The organism is Kitasatospora sp. NPDC017646, assembly GCF_044329365.1.
GTDB lineage: Bacteria > Actinomycetota > Actinomycetes > Streptomycetales > Streptomycetaceae > Kitasatospora.
In genome coordinates, this window is sequence record NZ_JBIRJC010000019.1 from 76,211 (window position 1) to 92,364 (window position 16,154).

General features: G+C 73.9%; 16 protein-coding genes. 6 read left to right on the top strand and 10 right to left on the bottom strand.

Going from position 1 to position 16,154, the window contains the following annotated elements; all coding sequences use genetic code 11:
* Window positions 1-15: 15 nt before the first annotated feature.
* Window positions 16-720: a hypothetical protein gene (locus ACH4J0_RS26895; RefSeq protein WP_396243156.1), complete on the bottom strand. Its 705-nt coding sequence runs from the start codon at window positions 718-720 to the stop codon at window positions 16-18.
* A 326-nt stretch (window positions 721-1,046) separates the two neighbouring features.
* Between ACH4J0_RS26895 and ACH4J0_RS26900 the strand changes: the two genes are divergently transcribed.
* The 3 genes from ACH4J0_RS26900 to ACH4J0_RS26910 all read left to right on the top strand — a co-directional run bounded on the left by ACH4J0_RS26900 (window position 1,047) and on the right by ACH4J0_RS26910 (window position 2,308).
* Window positions 1,047-1,394 carry a rodlet layer protein gene (locus ACH4J0_RS26900; RefSeq protein ID WP_396243158.1) on the top strand — a complete coding sequence of 116 codons (348 nt, stop codon included), beginning with the start codon at window positions 1,047-1,049 and terminating at the stop codon, window positions 1,392-1,394.
* Window positions 1,395-1,482: 88 nt separating this feature from the next.
* A complete protein-coding gene (locus ACH4J0_RS26905; protein ID WP_396243159.1) occupies window positions 1,483-1,830 on the top strand; it encodes a rodlet layer protein in 348 nt (115 codons plus the stop codon).
* A 211-nt stretch (window positions 1,831-2,041) separates the two neighbouring features.
* Complete coding sequence (locus ACH4J0_RS26910; RefSeq protein WP_396243160.1) at window positions 2,042-2,308, top strand: hypothetical protein; 267 nt, start codon at window positions 2,042-2,044, stop codon at window positions 2,306-2,308.
* Window positions 2,309-2,375: 67 nt separating this feature from the next.
* Here ACH4J0_RS26910 and hemB read toward each other — a convergent pair whose 3' ends face one another.
* The 7 genes from hemB to ACH4J0_RS26945 form a co-directional block, all read right to left on the bottom strand.
* A complete protein-coding gene (hemB, locus tag ACH4J0_RS26915) occupies window positions 2,376-3,362 on the bottom strand; it encodes a porphobilinogen synthase (RefSeq protein WP_396243161.1) in 987 nt (328 codons plus the stop codon).
* A gap of 74 nt (window positions 3,363-3,436) precedes the next feature.
* Window positions 3,437-5,083: a uroporphyrinogen-III synthase gene (locus ACH4J0_RS26920; protein ID WP_396243162.1), complete on the bottom strand. Its 1,647-nt coding sequence runs from the start codon at window positions 5,081-5,083 to the stop codon at window positions 3,437-3,439.
* Window positions 5,080-6,084 (bottom strand): hydroxymethylbilane synthase, encoded by a 1,005-nt coding sequence (gene hemC / locus ACH4J0_RS26925; RefSeq protein ID WP_396243163.1) that lies wholly within the window; start codon window positions 6,082-6,084, stop codon window positions 5,080-5,082. Before hemC ends, ACH4J0_RS26920 begins: the two co-directional genes overlap by 4 nt.
* Window positions 6,085-6,125: 41 nt before the next feature.
* Window positions 6,126-7,466: a glutamyl-tRNA reductase gene (locus ACH4J0_RS26930; RefSeq protein ID WP_396243164.1), complete on the bottom strand. Its 1,341-nt coding sequence runs from the start codon at window positions 7,464-7,466 to the stop codon at window positions 6,126-6,128.
* Window positions 7,467-7,491: 25 nt separating this feature from the next.
* Complete coding sequence (locus ACH4J0_RS26935) at window positions 7,492-8,388, bottom strand: redox-sensing transcriptional repressor Rex (RefSeq protein ID WP_396243227.1); 897 nt, start codon at window positions 8,386-8,388, stop codon at window positions 7,492-7,494.
* Between the two features lie 107 nt (window positions 8,389-8,495).
* A complete protein-coding gene (locus tag ACH4J0_RS26940) occupies window positions 8,496-9,242 on the bottom strand; it encodes an exonuclease domain-containing protein (protein WP_396243165.1) in 747 nt (248 codons plus the stop codon).
* A gap of 163 nt (window positions 9,243-9,405) precedes the next feature.
* Window positions 9,406-9,681 (bottom strand): glutaredoxin family protein, encoded by a 276-nt coding sequence (locus tag ACH4J0_RS26945; protein WP_396243166.1) that lies wholly within the window; start codon window positions 9,679-9,681, stop codon window positions 9,406-9,408.
* Window positions 9,682-9,776: 95 nt separating this feature from the next.
* Between ACH4J0_RS26945 and ACH4J0_RS26950 the strand changes: the two genes are divergently transcribed.
* The 3 genes from ACH4J0_RS26950 to ACH4J0_RS26960 all read left to right on the top strand — a co-directional run bounded on the left by ACH4J0_RS26950 (window position 9,777) and on the right by ACH4J0_RS26960 (window position 13,813).
* Entirely contained in the window at window positions 9,777-10,829 is a 1,053-nt protein-coding gene (locus ACH4J0_RS26950; RefSeq protein WP_396243167.1) for an HAD family hydrolase, read from the top strand.
* Between the two features lie 581 nt (window positions 10,830-11,410).
* A complete protein-coding gene (locus tag ACH4J0_RS26955) occupies window positions 11,411-12,238 on the top strand; it encodes an ECF subfamily RNA polymerase sigma factor, BldN family (protein WP_396243228.1) in 828 nt (275 codons plus the stop codon).
* 282 nt (window positions 12,239-12,520) lie between these two features.
* Window positions 12,521-13,813, top strand: a complete 1,293-nt coding sequence (locus tag ACH4J0_RS26960; protein ID WP_396243168.1) for a DUF5667 domain-containing protein — start codon at window positions 12,521-12,523, stop codon at window positions 13,811-13,813.
* 70 nt (window positions 13,814-13,883) lie between these two features.
* On the opposite strand, the gene ACH4J0_RS26965 is transcribed toward ACH4J0_RS26960, so the two are convergent.
* Window positions 13,884-14,891, bottom strand: coding sequence for a lysophospholipid acyltransferase family protein (locus ACH4J0_RS26965; RefSeq protein ID WP_396243169.1), 1,008 nt, complete (start codon window positions 14,889-14,891; stop codon window positions 13,884-13,886).
* A gap of 7 nt (window positions 14,892-14,898) precedes the next feature.
* Complete coding sequence (locus ACH4J0_RS26970) at window positions 14,899-16,005, bottom strand: NAD-dependent epimerase/dehydratase family protein (protein ID WP_396243229.1); 1,107 nt, start codon at window positions 16,003-16,005, stop codon at window positions 14,899-14,901.
* Between the last annotated feature and the right edge of the window lie 149 nt (window positions 16,006-16,154).

Below are 16,154 nucleotides of genomic sequence, written 5' to 3' on the forward strand. Positions count from 1 at the left end.
GCGTCCGGGGTGGCCTCAGAGCCGGGCCGGACCGGCCAGGCCCGCCAGGCCGCCCTGCTGCACCAGGCCGGAGGCCGCCCCGGTCGCGCTGGTCCGGCTCAGCACGCCCCCGGCCGTCCCGGCGGTGGTGTCGGCCAGGTCGTTCACCGCGTCGGTGGCGGAGAGCCGTTCCTGGTCGCCGCCGAGGCTCGCGGTGGCCCCGGGGACGGTCTGCACGGCGCCGGGCACCAGCCGCGGGTCCACCTCGTCCACCCGGAGCCGGCCGTCGGCGAGCTGGCCGGTGCCGTCCTGCACCAGCGCCAGCGGCCTGCCCACGTCCAGGCCGGGGGTCTTGGCCTGGACCGGGGCGGCGGGGGCCTCCAGCAGCGCCTCGCCGAGGTCGGCGCCCCGGTCGACCAGCGGGAGCGGCAGCTGGGCCTCGGCGCTCGGGCCGATCCTGCCGGTGGGCAGCTGGGGCACCAGGTGGTCGGGGACCAGCCCGTTGTCGGTGGTCCGGCCGGGCACCGGCGGCATGACCAACGAGGTCGGGATGCCGGCCGTGACGTGGCTGCCCAACGGGGCCAGCGGTACGTCCGCCGGGACCTGCTGGGTGGACAGCCTGTCCTCCAGGGCTCCGACCTGGTCGGGGCTTACCGAGGCGGCGCAGGTCGGTCCCTGGGAGGCGAGCACGCCCGCGCCGACCGCCAGCAGCAAGGCGCCGGCCCGCTTGGAGAACTTCATGCTTTTCACCGTTCTGCCTGTCCGTACTGGGGACGTCCTGGGGTCCAGTACCGGATATCCATCGGGGAGGGCTGCGGAGCCGCAGCCGGAAAGCAATCTGCGCAACGAGTGACCGTGAGTTCGGATTGCGGGCGTTAGTCGATTCGGGCTAATAGTCCGACAGGAAACCATCTCCGGACGCGCCTCCCGGACTCTTTTCAGAAATCCCCGTAACCTTCCGTGCCGTCATTCTTTGATCTGGACATCAGTGACTGCAGACCGGGTCTGAGCGTTCGACCGCGTTGCTACGCACGGAAACCGAAAGCATTTCAGAGAGGGATCTCCCCATGATCCAGAAGTCCTTCGCCGCCGCCGGCCTGGCCGTCGCCGCGCTGGCCGGTGCCGCCGCCCCCGCCTCGGCCATCGGTGACGCGGACGGCGGTGCCGCCTCCATCCAGGGCAACGGCGGCAGCAACTTCACCGGGACGGTCGGGAACAACAGCCCGAACTTCCACTTCCTGGACAACCTGAACGTCTGCCTCCCGGAGATCCACAACATCGCCATCGCCGCGGCCGGGGGTGTGGCCGTCCCGATCGAGGTCCCGATCGCCAACAGCGGTGGCAAGCAGTTCTGCACCCAGGGCCAGGGCACCCAGAGCCACGGCGACGCGGGCGTGTCCCACCTGGTCGGCTGACGCTCAGCTTCGCTCGGTTCCCCCTGCACCACCCCCCTGATCCACCTTCGAATCGCTCCCCGATTCACCCCTGAGAGGAAAACCGGAAATGATCAAGAAGACCCTCGCTGCCGCCGGCCTGGCCGCCGCCGCCATCGCGATGTCCGCCGGCTCGGCTTCCGCCATCGCCGACTCGGACGGCGCGGCCACCACCGTCCAGGGCAACGGCGGCACCAACCAGACCGGCACCCACGGCAACGGCAGCCCGAACTACCACACCCTGGACAACGCGAACGTCTGCCTCCCGGAGATCCACAACATCGCCGTCGCCGCCGCGGCCGGACTCGCGGTTCCGATCGAGGTGCCGGTCCTGAACAGCACCCCGAAGCAGATCTGCAACGTCGGCCAGAACACCCAGTCCTCGGGCGACGCGGGTGTCTCGCACCTGATCGGCTGATCAAGGGACGTGGCACGGACGGAGGGCCCGGGGAGGAAGGTCTCCCCGGGCCCTCCGGGCTTGCGGGTCGAGGAATCCGACCGGGCCGACGGCTCGGCCGGGTGAGCACCCGTCCGGCCTGGTGCGTGGGACACCGGACCGGACGGGCGGCATGTGATCACGAGTCAGAGGAGAGCGCCCACGGGGGCGCTCCCACAGAGAGGGCAGATCCATGAAGAGCAAGCTGGCCAAGGCCGCCCTGACCACCACCGCCGCGCTGGCGCTCGCGGGTGCCGCCACCCCGGCGTTCGCGCACGTCGGCCTGGAGGGCGGCGGCGGCATCGTGGCCTCCGCCGACGAGCCGTTCCTGGCGGGTGGGGGTGGCGGCATCGCCCACACCTCCGACATCGTCGCCGGAGGTGGAGGTGGCGGCGCCGCCACCTCCACCCACCTGATCGGCGGCGGCGAGGGCTTCGCCCACATCAAGGGCTGGAAGTAACGAGAACCGGAAGGCCGGGTCCCCGCACCGAGCGGGGACCCGGCCTTCCGTCTGCGCCGCGGCGCGCTTACCGCTGCTTGAGCATCCGGGCGGCCTCGACCGCCCAGTAGGTGAGGATCTGCTCGGCACCCGCCCGGCGGATGGAGGTGAGCGTCTCCAGGATGGTGCGCTCCCGCTCGATCCAGCCGTTGGCGGCGGCGGCCTCCACCATCGAGTACTCGCCGGAGATCTGGTACGCGGCCACCGGCACCGGCGAGGCGTCGGCGACCTGCCGCAGGACGTCGAGGTAGAGCATGGCCGGCTTGACCATCACCAGGTCCGCGCCCTCGGCGAGGTCCAGCTCCAGCTCGCGCAGCGCCTCGCGGGCGTTCGCCGGGTCCTGCTGGTAGGTCTTGCGGTCGCCCTTGAGCGAGGAGTTGACGGCCTCGCGGAACGGGCCGTACAGGGCGGAGGCGTACTTGGCCGTGTAGGCGAGGACGCTGACGTCCTGGTGCCCGGCGTCGTCCAGCGCCCGCCGGATGACGGCGATCTGGCCGTCCATCATCCCGGACGGGCCGACCATGTGGACGCCGGCCTCGGCCTGGACCACGGCCATCTCGGCGTAGCGCGCCAGGGTCGCGTCGTTGTCCACGCTGCCGTCCTCGGCCAGCACGCCGCAGTGGCCGTGGTCGGTGAACTCGTCCAGGCAGAGGTCCGACATGACCACCAGCTGGTCGCCGACCTCCGCGACCACGTCGCGGATGGCCTGCTGGAGGATCCCGTCCGGGTTGGTGCCCTCGGAGCCGACGGCGTCCTTCACCTCGGGCAGGCCGAACAGCATGATGCCGCCCACGCCGGCCTCGGCGGCCTCCACCGCGGCCTTCCGCAGGCTGTCCCGGGTGTGCTGGAGCACGCCCGGCATCGAGGCGATCGGCCTCGGCTCGGCGATGCCCTCGCTGACGAAGGCGGGCAGGATCAGCTCCGCCGGGTGCAGCCGGGTCTCGGCGACCAGCCGGCGCATCGCCGGGCTCTGCCGCAGACGACGGGGGCGAACGTACGGGAATTCAGCGGACACGGCTTCTCTCTCCGAACGGTTGTGCAGCGCTGGAGGCGGCGAACCACCGCCTCCAGCACCGTAGTCGGTGACCCTCAGCGGGCCTTGCGGCGGGATCCCGGACGGCGCTCGCTGGGCCGGTAGACCGGCTCGCCCGCGGCCGTCGCGGTGTCACGGCGCTTGGCTCCGAAGTCTGCCAGCGCCTGGGCCAGCGCGGCCGCCGACGGCGCCGGGGCCATCACGTCGACCCGCAGGCCGTGCTCCTCGGCGGTCTTGGCGGTGGCCGGGCCGATGCAGGCGATGACCGTGACGTTGTGCGGCTTGCCCGCGATCCCGACCAGGTTCCGGACGGTCGAGGACGAGGTGAACAACACCGCGTCGAAGCCGCCGCCCTTGATCGCCTCGCGGGTCTCGGCCGGCGGCGGCGAGGCGCGCACCGTCCGGTACGCCGTCACGTCGTCGACCTCCCAGCCGAGCTCGACCAGACCGGCCACCAGGGTCTCGGTGGCGATGTCGGCGCGCGGGAGCAGCACCCGGTCGATCGGGTCGAAGACCGGGTCGTACGGTGGCCAGTCCTCCAGCAGCCCGGCCGCGGACTGCTCGCCGGAGGGCACCAGGTCCGGCTTCACGCCGAAGTCCACCAGGGCCTGCGCGGTGGTCTCGCCGACCGCCGCGACCTTGATCCCGGCGAACGCCCGGGCGTCCAGGCCGTACTCCTCGAACTTCTCCCGGACGGCGCGCACCGCGTTCACCGAGGTGAAGGCGATCCACTCGTACCGGCCGGTGACCAGGCCCTTGATGGCCCGCTCCATCTGCTGCGGGGTGCGCGGCGGCTCGACCGCGATGGTCGGCACCTCCTGCGGCACCGCGCCGTACGAGCGCAGCTGCTCGGACAGGCCGTGGGCCTGCTCCTTGGTGCGCGGCACGAGGACGTTCCAGCCGAACAGCGGCTTGGTCTCGAACCACGAGTGCGAGGCCCGGTGGGCGACCTGCTCGCCCACCACGGCTATCACCGAGGTCGCCGGGTCCACCGGGGCGGACACCGGCGAGGGCAGCACCCGGGCGGCCTTGAGGTCGGCCGCGATGGTGGACAGCGTGGACGTGAAGGTGCGCTGACGGGTGGTGGTGCCGGACAGGGTGGCGCTCAGCGCCGACTCCGGCTTGCGGCCGTTGGAGACCAGCGCGCTCGCGGTGGCCGGCAGCTGGCCCAGGGTGGTGCGCACCACCAGGGTGGTCTCCGGCGCGCCCAGGTCGACCGGGGCGCCGGACAGCAGCTGGGCGCCGTCCACGAAGCGGACGTCGGTGCCGGCCGCACCGCGCAGCGGGACGCCCGCGTAGGCCGGGACGCCGACCGACTGGGCGACGCCCGGGATCACCTCGAAGGGGATCCCGTCGCCCGCGCAGCTGAGCATCTCCTCGGCGGCACAGCCGTCCAGGCCCGGGTCGCCGTCGACGGTGCGGACCACGTGCTTGCCGGCCCGGACGGCCTCGGCGACCAGCTTGGCCAGGTCGAAGTCGGCGCCCTCGGCGGCCGGGGAGTGCACCTGCACGCCGACCGGGCAGTGGGTGCGCACGGCCGCGGCGGTCAGCGGGTCGGCGACCAGGACGTCGGCCGAGGACAGCACCTCGACCGCACGCAGGGTCAGCAGGCCCGGGTCCCCCGGGCCCGCCCCCAGGAAGGTGCACCGTCCGGTGGGCTGGCCGGCCGGGAACAGGGCGTCGGTGGCGGCGGTGGGGCTCATCGGGCTCGCTCCCCCATCAGGGTGGCCGCGCCCGCGTCGAGCAGCCGCGCGGCCAGGGCGTGGCCGAGGGCCCGCGCCTGCTGCTCGGCGGTCTCGTCGAGGACGATCGGACCGTTGGCGGACATCTTCAGCAGGGCGGCGCCGTCGGGGTCTCCGACCACACCGTCCAGCTGCAGTTCGGTCTCCCGGCCCCAGGTGGCCAGTGCGGCCACCGGAGCCGAGCAGCCGGCCTCCAGGGTGGCCAGCAGGGCGCGCTCGGCGGCCACGGCGACCCGGGTGGGGGCATGGTCCAGCACGGCGAGCGCGGCGGTCAGCTCGGTGTCGGCGGTGGTGCACTCGATCGCGAGCGCGCCCTGGCCGGGGGCCGGGATCATCAGCTCGGGGTCCAGGTGCTGCGAGATCTCGGCGCCGCGGCCGAGCCGGTTGAGGCCGGCCGTGGCCAGCACCACGGCGTCCAGCTCGCCCCCGGTCACGTAGCCGATCCGGGTGTCCACGTTGCCGCGGATCGCGACGGTCTCCAGCTGCGCCCCGCGGGCCCGGGCCCAGGCGTTCAGCTGGGCCATCCGGCGCGGCGAGCCGGTGCCGATCCGGGCCGGGCGGCCGGCGCCGGCCAGCTTCTCCACCAGCTCGTCCAGGGTCAGGCCCTCGGCCGCGACCAGGGCGTCCCGCACGTCCTCGCGCTCCGGGACGGCGGCCAGCGCCAGGCCCTCGGGCGCGGCGGTGGGCAGGTCCTTGAGCGAGTGCACGGCGAAGTCGATCCGGCCCTCCAGCAGGGCGTCCCGCAGCGCGGAGACGAACACGCCGGTGCCGCCGATCTGCGCGAGCGCCTCCCGGGAGGTGTCGCCGTAGGTGGTGATCTCGACCAGCTCGACGGGGCGGCCGGTGAGCCTGGTCACCTCGCGGGCGACCATGCCCGACTGGGCCATGGCGAGCGCGCTGCGCCGGGTGCCGAGGCGCAGGGCGGCGGCCGGAGCCTGCTCGGTGAGCGGTTGACCATTCATGAGGTGATCGTCCCGGTGGTACTCGTGGGATGGCTGACGGTTCATCTGGTGCCCCCGCCCGAAGGCTGGGGCCGGCCGCCGACGGGCGTGCCCGACACGGCGTGCACGGCCGCCGGGTCGAGGTCGAACAGCTCGCGCAGGGCGTCCGCGTAGGAGGCGCCGCCGGGCTCGGCGGCCAGCTGCTTCACCCGGACGGTCGGGGCGTGCAGCAGCTTGTCGACGACGCGGCGGACGGTCTGGGTGATCTCGGCGCGGGAGCGCTCGTCGAGGTCGGGCAGCCGGGAGTCCAGCCGGCCCAGTTCGGCGGCGACCACGTCGGAGGCCATCGCCCGCAGCGCGACCACGGTCGGCGCGATCCGTGCGGCCCGCTGGGCGGCGCCGAAGGCGGTCACCTCGTCGGAGACGATCCGGGCGACCTCGTCGACGTCGCCGGCGCCGGGGCTGGCGGCCTGCGCGTGCGACAGGCTCTCCAGGTCGACCAGCAGGGCGCCGTCGAGCCCGTGCACGGCGTGGTCGACGTCGCGCGGCATGGCGAGGTCGAGCAGAGCCAGCGGCTGGTCCGACGTGCGGACGGCGACCGCGGCGGCCACGTCCTCCGCCCGGACCACCACGCCGGCCGCGCCGGTGCAGGAGATCACCAGGTCGACGTCGGCCAGTGCCTCCGGCACCTTGGCGAGGTCCAGGGTGCGGGCCACGTCGGGGCCGAGGATCTCGACCAGGCGCTCGGCGCGGGCCGGCGTCCGGTTGGCGATCAGCAGGTCGGTGACGCCGGAGCGGACCAGGGTGGCGGCGGCCAGCGAGCTCATCGAGCCGGCCCCGACGACCAGCGCGCGCTTGCCTGCGATCTCGCCCGCGCCCGCGGCGACCTGCTCCAGGCCGAAGGTGACCAGTGACTGGCCGGCCTTGTCGATGCCGGTCTCGCTGTGTGCCCGCTTGCCGACCCGCAGGGCCTGCTGGAACAGCTCGTTCAGGTCGCGCCCGGCGGTGTGCTCCTCCTGGGCCTTGGCCAGCGCGTCGCGCAGCTGGCCGAGGATCTGGCCCTCGCCGACCACCATCGAGTCCAGTCCGCAGGCCACCGAGAACAGGTGGTGGACGGCGCGGTCCTCGTAGTGGACGTACAGGTGGGAGGTCAGCTCCTCCAGGTCCACCCCGCTGTGGTGGGCCAGCAGCAGCGACAGCTCGGCGACGCCGGCGTGGAACTTGTCCACGTCCGCGTACAGCTCGATCCGGTTGCAGGTGTTGAGCAGGGCGGCCCCGGCGACGGTCGAGGACGCGGCCGCGTCGTGCAGCAGCCGGGTCGGGACCTCACCGGTCAGCGCGGCGCGCTCCAGGACGCCGACCGGTGCCGTCCGGTGGCTCAGTCCGACGACGAGAAGACTCATGCCCGCCCCCCACAGCTCTCGGTGTTCATGCGGGCATCACCGCGGACAGCTCGCCCTCGCCGCCCTTGGCGGTCTTGCCCTTGGCGGCCTGTTCGGCCTGGTCCTTGGCCGTCGGCTCCGCGCCGCCGCGGCCCTTGCCGCTGCCGCCGGCCGCCCGGCGCAGCTTGGCCGCGGCCGCTCGGACCGGGCCGGGGGCGCGGTCCAGCACCGACTCGGTGCGGTCGGGCTCCTCCCCGGCCTTGCGCTGCTCGTGGAAGGCGAGGATCTGCAGCTCGATGGAGAGGTCCACCTTGCGCACGTCCACGCCGTCCGGAACGGTCAGCACGGTCGGGGCGAAGTTCAGGATGCTCGTGACGCCTGCCTCCACCAGCCGGTCGCAAACCTGCTGGGCGGCGCCGGGCGGGGTGGTGATCACACCGATCGAGACGTGCTGGCTCTCGACGATCGACTCCAGCTCGTCCATGTGGCGCACCGGCAGTCCGGCGGCGGTGGAACCGACCACGTTCGGATCGGCGTCCAAAAGGGCGGCGACCCGGAAGCCGCGGGAGGCGAAACCGCCGTAGTTGGCGAGGGCGTGCCCGAGGTTCCCGATGCCGACGATGACGACCGGCCAGTCCTGGGTCAGGCCGAGCTCGCGGGAGATCTGGTAGACGAGGTACTCGACGTCGTAGCCGACGCCGCGGGTGCCGTAGGAGCCGAGGTAGGAGAAATCCTTGCGCAGCTTGGCCGAGTTCACGCCGGCCGCGGCGGCCAGCTCCTCGGAGGAGACCGTCGGCACCGAGCGCTCGGAGAGTGCGGTGAGGGCCCGCAGGTAGAGGGGGAGCCGGGCGACCGTCGCCTCCGGGATGCCCCGGGCACGCGAGGGTCGGCGCGCGGCGCCCTGGTCAGGCGTCTGCGAACTGCTCTGTGGTGATCGGCCGATTGCCACGGTGCTCCTGTGGGTGAAGCTGGGCTTTGGCAGCCAGGCTAAGCGTTTGTGAACGTGTGCACAAAGATGGTGTCCGATTTGTCCCCGCACAGTGATGCGCATCACGCCGTCGAACACATAGCACCGGCCTGCGTCAGGACGAGCTCCGGGGCCGCCGAACCGGGCAGCCAGGGGCCGTGGGGCGCCTCCCGGCGCAGCAGCGGGACGGCGCCTCCGGACGGACGGGAACGGGCCCGGCCCAGCCGCGGCCAGGGCACCCGGGCCGCCTCGCGCAACGGGCCGGCCCAGTCGTCCGGCGGACAGGACGGGACACCCACGCAGTGCCGCAGCAGCTCGGCGGTCACCCGGGCGTCGCCCAGCGCGGTGTGTGCCGGGTACCAGCCCAGACCGGCCGCCTCGGCGCAGGCCGCCAGGCCGTGGCCGCGGACCTCCGGCAGGTGGTCGCGGGCCAGCCGCATCGTGCACAGCAGCGGGACGGGCGGCAGCGGCACCCCGATCCGGGCGAACTCACGGTCCAGGAAGGCGTGGTCGCAGCTGACGTGATGGCCGACCAGCACCCGGCCGGCCAGCAGTTCCAGCAGCCGGGGGGCGATCTCCCGGAACCGCGGGGCGCCCTCGACGTCCGCCTGGCGTATCCGGTGCACATGGGTCGGGCCGACCGGGCCCAGCGGATCCAGCAGGGTGGCGAACTCGCCCTCGGGGCGGAGCCGCTCGTCCAGCACCACCACCGCCACCTCGACCAACCGGTGCCGCCACGGGCTGCGGCCGGTCGCCTCGACGTCCACCACGGCGAAGCCCCGGCCACCGGGCAGGGCTTCGGACGTCGCGGGGGTCGGGCGGGGAAGCATGGCGGCACTCCTCGTGTGCTCAGCCCCCCACGGGCGCAAACGCGTTCGATCGTAAGCCGACCCACGTGCCCCGCCCCAAGCCGGAACGGAGTGTCTTTGGCAACGATTCGGCGAACCGCCCCCGCCGGTCGGCGGGGGCGGCGGCACACGGACGAACGGGCCCTCAGGCCCCCAGCGCCTTGCGCAGGCGGCTCTCGTCGACCCGCCAGAAGTCGTGCTGACGGCCGTCGATCAGGGTGACCGGGATCTGCTCCCAGTAGCGGCGGTACAGCTCCTCGTCCCGGGTGATGTCCTTCTCCTCGAAGGCCGCGCCCAGCTCCGCCGTCACCCGGACGATCACCTCCCGGGCCTCGTCGCACAGGTGGCAGCCGGGCTTGCCGACCAGGGTCACGGTACGGTCCGCCGGCTCGGGGCTCTTGCGTCGCAGCAGTGGGCTCACCCCGTCATTGTGGCCTCCCGCACGGAGCAGCTGTTCACCGCACCGGCACGGCTCCGTCACGGCCGCTCCCCGCCCGGCTGGATATGCTCGATGACATGGCCGTGCTCCGAAGGCTCACCCAGGCGAGACGCTCCACCACCGAGCGGAGCGCCCTGGCGGGCGAGGCCGCCGCCGCGGCCGCCGAGGCCGCCCTGCGCGCCGAGCCGCTGTCCCCCCTCGCGGCGAACGCCCACGAAGCGGACGTCCTCGAAGCGGACACCCCCGGCCCCGAGGCCGCGGCGGCCGTGAGCACGGCGCCCGGGGCCCCCGCGACGGGCAAGCCCGGGAAGGCCCCCAAGGCCCCGGCCGGGAACCACACCCCCGACCGGGACGACCCGCGCGCCGCCGCCTTCTTCGACTGCGACAACACCATCCTGCGCGGCGCGGCGATCTTCTACCTCGGCGTCGGCCTCTACCGCCACGGCTTCCTCACCCGCCGCGACATCGCCCGCTTCGCCTGGCAGCAGGCCATGTTCCGGCTGCACGGCACGGAGGACCCGGACCACATCTCGGACGCCCGCAACACCGCCCTCGGCATCGTCGCCGGAAAGCGCACCGCCGACCTGGAGGCGATCTGCGAGGAGGTCTTCGAGCAGGTCGTCGCCGACAAGATCTGGCCCGGCACCCGCGCGCTGGTCCATATGCACCTGGACGCCGGCCAGCGGGTCTGGCTGGTGACCGCCGCCCCGCTGGAGGTGGCCCGGATCATCGCCCGCCGGCTCGGCATGACCGGCGCGCTCGGCACCGTCGCCGAGGCCCGGGACGGCCACTACACCGGACGGCTGGTCGGCGACCTGCTGCACGGCCCGGCCAAGGCCGCCGCGGTGAGCGCGCTGGCCCGGCGGGAGCGGCTGGACCTCGACCGCTGCGCCGCGTACAGCGACTCGGCCAACGACATCCCGATGCTGTCGCTGGTCGGCCACCCGTACGTGGTGAACCCGGACGGCGCCCTGCGGCGGCACGCCCGGGCGCAGGGCTGGCGGGTGCGCGACTTCCGGACCGGGCGCAAGGCGGCCCGGGTGGGACTGCCGGCGGCGGCCGCGCTCGGGGTGGCGGCCGGTGCGACGGCGGCCGCGGTGGCGCTGCAGCGCCGCCGGCGGCACGGCTGAGCCCCGCTCCGAACGGGCCGGGATCCGGGCGGACGGCGTTCCGAGCCCCTTGCAGGGAACCGTTTCTGCTCCTCCCCCACGCGGGTGAGGAGGCGTCAATCACGGGCCTGACCTGGCCCCTCGTACGAGCGAACTGCCGCCTCCCTCAAGGCGGTCCGTGTCAGTTGCACGAACCTGTCGGCTGATGACCGGTTCTGATCGTTCGTCGGACCTGCAAAGTCGGGGGTTGCCGGGCCCCGAGGCTGGGAAACCGCCCGCAGTACCGCCGAACCGGTCACCCTGGGCGTCCGAACGGTCACGTTGAGCCGGATGAACGATGACATCTCCGGTCGGAGTCAGCCGAACATGCGCAGCAAATGGATCCCAAACGACCACTTCGACCACACGGTGTAGCTGTCATTGCACAAAGCGTTATTCTCTCCTGGATGCACGTCACCCATGCATCCCGCTCGAACGGGTGCCATGGGGAGTGCTCTCCGCGCAGGCGGAGGTGATCCGTCCACAGTTCTGCCTCTGGGAGTCCCGTGTACCCACCCGTCCGGAACGACGCGCCTGCACCCTCCCGCCCGTCGTCCGCGTCCCTGCGCCCCCTCACCGGCCTCCGCGGCCGCCCGGCCGCCGAGCGGCAGATCTCCACCGGCCTGGACCTGCTGCGCACCCTGCTCCGCAGCCAGCTCGCCACCTCGCCCCAACTCGTGCCCGCCGGCGTACCGTTCGGCCCCCAGCACGTCCCCGGGGCGGCGCTGCGCACCACCGCCGCCGGCTCCACCGGCACCGGCACCGGCTCGCGCGGCCGCACCGGCAGCACCGGCGTCGGCCGCAGCCGCGCCCGCACCGCGCCGAGCCCCGGCTACGAGACCGAGCACAACCCGATCATGGAGCTGGTCGAGCGGGCCCAGGCAGGCGAGAGCGAGGCCTTCGGCCGGCTCTACGACCACTACGCGGACACCGTCTACCGCTACATCTACTACCGGGTCGGCAGCCGGGCCACCGCCGAGGACCTCACCAGCGAGACCTTCCTGCGCGCCCTGCGCCGGATCGGCACCTTCACCTGGCAGGGCCGTGACTTCGGCGCCTGGCTGGTCACCATCGCCCGCAACCTGGTCGCCGACCACTTCAAGTCCAGCCGGTTCCGGCTGGAGGTCACCACCGGCGAGATGCTCGACTCCAACGAGTGCGAGCGCAGCCCGGAGGAGTCGGTGCTGGAGTCGCTCTCCAACGCCGCCCTGCTGGACGCGGTGCGCCGGCTCAACCCGCAGCAGCAGGAGTGCGTGACGCTGCGCTTCCTGCAAGGGCTCTCGGTGGCCGAGACGGCGCGGATCATGGGCAAGAACGAGGGCGCGATCAAGACCCTCCAGTACCGCGCCGTCCGCACCCTGGCCCGGCTCCTCCCGCCCGACGCGCGGTGAGGCGGCGGTGACCGAGGGGGCGACAGGGCCCGTCCGGTCCCGGCGACGGCCCAGGGGCTCGTCACTACTCGTACTCGACCGACACGTCCGGGTGAACGGTCGGTCCGATGATCAGCCGTGCGTAACCGACCGCCCGCACCGCTCGTTGGCCAGCGTGCAAGCCCCCACCAGGCGTACGGTCAAGCCGAATTGCGACCTATCACCCGATGGAGTGGCTTTGGCCCGCCGCGGCAACCGTCCGGCAGGCCGGGGTGTCGACAACGACGAAGGGAGGTGTGGCCCGTGACGGCAAACGTGCTGGAGCACCGGCGGGCGAAGGCCTTCGCCGAGGCGCTGGAGGCCCACCAGGCGGAGCAACGCCGCGCGGCCAACGCCGAATCGGCCAACACCGCTTCCGCCGAGGCGGGTTCGGTCGCGATGGCCGAACTGGTCGGCCTGGCCGACGCGCTGGGGGCGCTACCCGGACCAGCCCTGGACCAGGAGGTCCGGACGGTCCAACGAGCCCAGCTGATGGCCGCGTTCGAGCAGGCGTTCGCTGGCGGGCCGGGCGCCGCGGTGCCCCGCCAGCGCCGCCACCGGGCCATCAGAACGGCGCCGCGCGGACGGTGGAGCCGCCGCTTCGCGATCGGCGGGCTGGTCGCCGGGCTCGCCGTCGGCAGCCTGACCGGGGCCGCCGCCGCGAGCTCCAGCGCCCTCCCCGGGGACACGCTGTACGGCATGAAGCGCGGCCTCGAAGGACTCCGACTGGGCCTCGCGGACTCCGACTCGGAACGCGGCGAGCTGCTGCTCGGCAACGCCGCCACCCGGCTCGGCGAGGCCAACGCCCTGGTCGGCCAGGCCGGTTCGACCACCGGGCTCAGCCCGGCCACCGTCGACCGGGTCCGCCGGGCGCTGGACGACATGCACGCCGACGCCCTCAAGGGCCGCGACCTGCTGCGCTCGGTCTACCGCAGCAACGGCTCGCTGGACCCGATGCGCGCGCTGGCCGGCTTCGCCCACGACGAGGACGGCCGCTGGAGCGAGCTGCAGGGTCGGCTGCCGGTCCAACTGACCGAGCAGGCGCACCTGGTGGACCAGCTCTTCGACGACATAAGCGAGGACGTCGCGCCCCTGCGCCTGGCCCAGCCCCCCGCCAAGAGCGGTGGACCGGCCGACACCGGAGCGGGCGACGACTCCTCCTCGACCGCCGGCACCCCGGCCGGCCCCGGCGCGAACGGCTCCGGCGCCGCACCCGGCTCCGGGCAGTCCCAGGGCAACGCCGGCAACCGCCCCGGCGGCGGCCACGCCCCGGCCGATCCCGGCACCGGCAGCACGGCCGGCAGCGGGAAGGGCGGCGGCCTGCCGAGCACCCTGCCCAGCAGCGCCCCGGATGCCGTCAACGGGCTGGTCGGCGACCTCACCGGCGGACTCACCGGCGCGGGCAAGTCCTCGCCGGGCGCCGACGCGGCCCCGCCGCAGGTGCCGCAGCAGCCGTCCGGCCTGCCCAGCGCGCCGACGGACGCCCAGCCGGGGGTGGACGTGCCCCCGCTGGTCCCGGGCCTGCTGCCCGGGCTGCGGATCCTCGGCGGCAGCTGAGCGAGGCGGTGTGACCGTGCCCCGGCGGAGCGGACTCCGCCGGGGCACGGTCACGTCAGCGGACGCCGGCTCAGAAGAACACCGAACGCCGCTGCACCAGCAGCTGGTACAGGGTGTGCTGGATGGTCTCCCGCACCTCGTCGGCCAGGTCGAAGACCAGCATGGGATCGTCCGCCGCCTCCGCCGGGTAGCCGTCGGTGGCGATCGGCTCGCCGAAGCGGATCGTCCACTTGGTCGGCAGCGGCAGCAGCCCCAGCGGCCCCAGCCACGGGAAGGTCGGGGTGATCGGCACGTACGGCAGGCCGAGCAGCCGGGCCAGCGTCTTGACGTTGCCGATCATCGGGTAGGTCTCCTCCGCCCCGACGATCGAGCACGGCACGATCGGCACCTTCGCCCGCAGCGCCGAGGAGACGAAGCCGCCGCGGCCGAAGCGCTGGAGCTTGTAGCGCTCGGAGAACGGCTTGCCGATGCCCTTGAAGCCCTCCGGCCAGACCCCGACCACCTCACCGCGCTCCAGCAGCGCCTGGGCGTCCTCGTTGCAGGCCAGGGTGTGGCCGGCCTTGCGGGCCAGTTCGTTGACGCCCGGCAGCACGAAGACCAGGTCGGCGGCGAGCATCCGCAGGTGCCGGTGGTGCGGGTGGTGGTCGTGGATGACCACCTGGGTCATCAGGGCGTCCAGCGGGAGGGTGCCGGAGTGGTTGGCGACGATCAGCGCGCCGCCCTCGGCCGGGATGTTCTCGATCCCCTGGACGTCGATCCGGAAGTACTTCTCGGCCAGCGGGCGCAGCAGCGAGAGCAGCACCTCCTCGGTGAGCTCCCGGTCGAAGCCGAACTCGTCCACCTCGTAGTCGCCGGTGAGCCGGCGGCGCAGGAAGGCCAGCCCCTCGGTGGCCCGGCCCTCCCAGCCCTTGCCGAACAGCCGGGTGGCCGCCGGGCCGAGCTGCCCGGACAGCGCCCCGCCGACGGCGCCGGCGAGCCGGTCGGCCAGGCCGGGGCCCTCGGGCGAACTCCAGCTGGGGGCGGACTCGATCGGGATGACCTTGGCCTCACCCGGCGCGTTCTCGGCGGCGGCACTCATCGCGGGGTCAGCTCCTCGGGCGGTGGGGGCGGTTCGGTACGGCGTTCGGTACGGCGGCCGGGGTCTCCGGGCCGAACAGGGCGGTCAGCCGGTCGGTGACGGCGGCCAGCCGCTCGGGCGGCAGCAGTCCGGGGCCCTGGGCGGCGGCGAAGTCGGCGAAGGCCTCCGGAGTGCTGAACACCGGGCGGTAGCCGAAGACCTCCCGCAGCCGCGTGGTGTCCACCACCCGGCCGTGGGTGAGCAGCCGCAGCTGCTCCGGCGAGACGTCCACTAGCCGGGTCTGCCGCGCCAGCGCGGCCATCCAGCTGACCGCGGGCAGCAGCAGCGGCAGGGTGGGGCGGCCCAGCCGGCGGGCGCACTGGGAGAGCAGCAGCACGCCCTCCCCCGCCACGTTGAAGGTGCCGGTGTTGACGGTGCCCGGCGCGGGTTCGTCGACGGCCCGGCAGAGCACCGCCACGGCGTCGTCCTCGTGGACGAACTGCAGCCTGGGGTCGTAGCCGAGCACGGTCGGCAGCACCGGCAGCGCGAAGTACTCGCTGAGCGGGGTGTCCGCGTCCGGGCCCACGATGTTGGCGAAGCGCAGCACCGTCACCGCGACTTCCGGGCGGCGCCGGGCGAAGCCGCGCACGTAGCCCTCGACCTCGGCCGCGTCCTTGGCGAAGCCGCCGCCGGGCGGGTCCTTCGGCTGGATCCGCTCGCTGAACACCGCCGGGTCGCGGGGTGCGGAGCCGTAGACGCCGGTGGTGGACTTCACCACCAGCCGACGCACCCCGGGGGCCTTCTGGCAGGCGCCGAGCAGCTGCATGGTGCCGATGACGTTGGACTCCTTCACCGCGGAGCGGTTGGTGGAGCCCAGACCGGTGGCGCTGACGCTGAGGTGCACCACGGTGTCCACCCGGTGCTCGGCGATCACCCGGGAGACCGCCGGGCGGCGCAGGTCGAGCTGGTGGAAGGTGTACGGCGCGGCCGGGCCGTCCGGCTCCTCGACCGGCAGCCGCGGCGGCTGCACGTCCACTCCGACGACCCGGTCCACCCCCGGCCGGCGACGGACCTCGGCGGCGAAGCGGGCGCCCAGATGGCGGGCCACGCCGGTGACGAGCACGACCACGCCCACGGTGCTGCACCCCATTCCCTCGACCCGAGCGGCCTGCGTGCACCGTACCGCGCCGCCCCGCCGGGCGGTGAAACGACACCGCCCGCCCGGGCACGGGGCCTGGGCGGGCGGTGGAAGCGCTGGGCGCGCTGTGGGCGCGGCCGGGGGCG

Coding starts and splice junctions, on each gene's coding strand:
- ACH4J0_RS26920 (WP_396243162.1), bottom strand. CDS start 5,083: ATGAGCCCCACCGCCGCCACCGACGCCCTGTTCCCGGCCGGCCAGCCC.
- ACH4J0_RS26900 (WP_396243158.1), top strand. CDS start 1,047: ATGATCCAGAAGTCCTTCGCCGCCGCCGGCCTGGCCGTCGCCGCGCTG.
- ACH4J0_RS26895 (WP_396243156.1), bottom strand. CDS start 720: ATGAAGTTCTCCAAGCGGGCCGGCGCCTTGCTGCTGGCGGTCGGCGCG.
- ACH4J0_RS26940 (WP_396243165.1), bottom strand. CDS start 9,242: ATGCTTCCCCGCCCGACCCCCGCGACGTCCGAAGCCCTGCCCGGTGGC.
- ACH4J0_RS26905 (WP_396243159.1), top strand. CDS start 1,483: ATGATCAAGAAGACCCTCGCTGCCGCCGGCCTGGCCGCCGCCGCCATC.
- ACH4J0_RS26910 (WP_396243160.1), top strand. CDS start 2,042: ATGAAGAGCAAGCTGGCCAAGGCCGCCCTGACCACCACCGCCGCGCTG.
- ACH4J0_RS26930 (WP_396243164.1), bottom strand. CDS start 7,466: ATGAGTCTTCTCGTCGTCGGACTGAGCCACCGGACGGCACCGGTCGGC.
- ACH4J0_RS26965 (WP_396243169.1), bottom strand. CDS start 14,891: ATGAGTGCCGCCGCCGAGAACGCGCCGGGTGAGGCCAAGGTCATCCCG.
- ACH4J0_RS26950 (WP_396243167.1), top strand. CDS start 9,777: ATGGCCGTGCTCCGAAGGCTCACCCAGGCGAGACGCTCCACCACCGAG.
- hemC (WP_396243163.1), bottom strand. CDS start 6,084: ATGAATGGTCAACCGCTCACCGAGCAGGCTCCGGCCGCCGCCCTGCGC.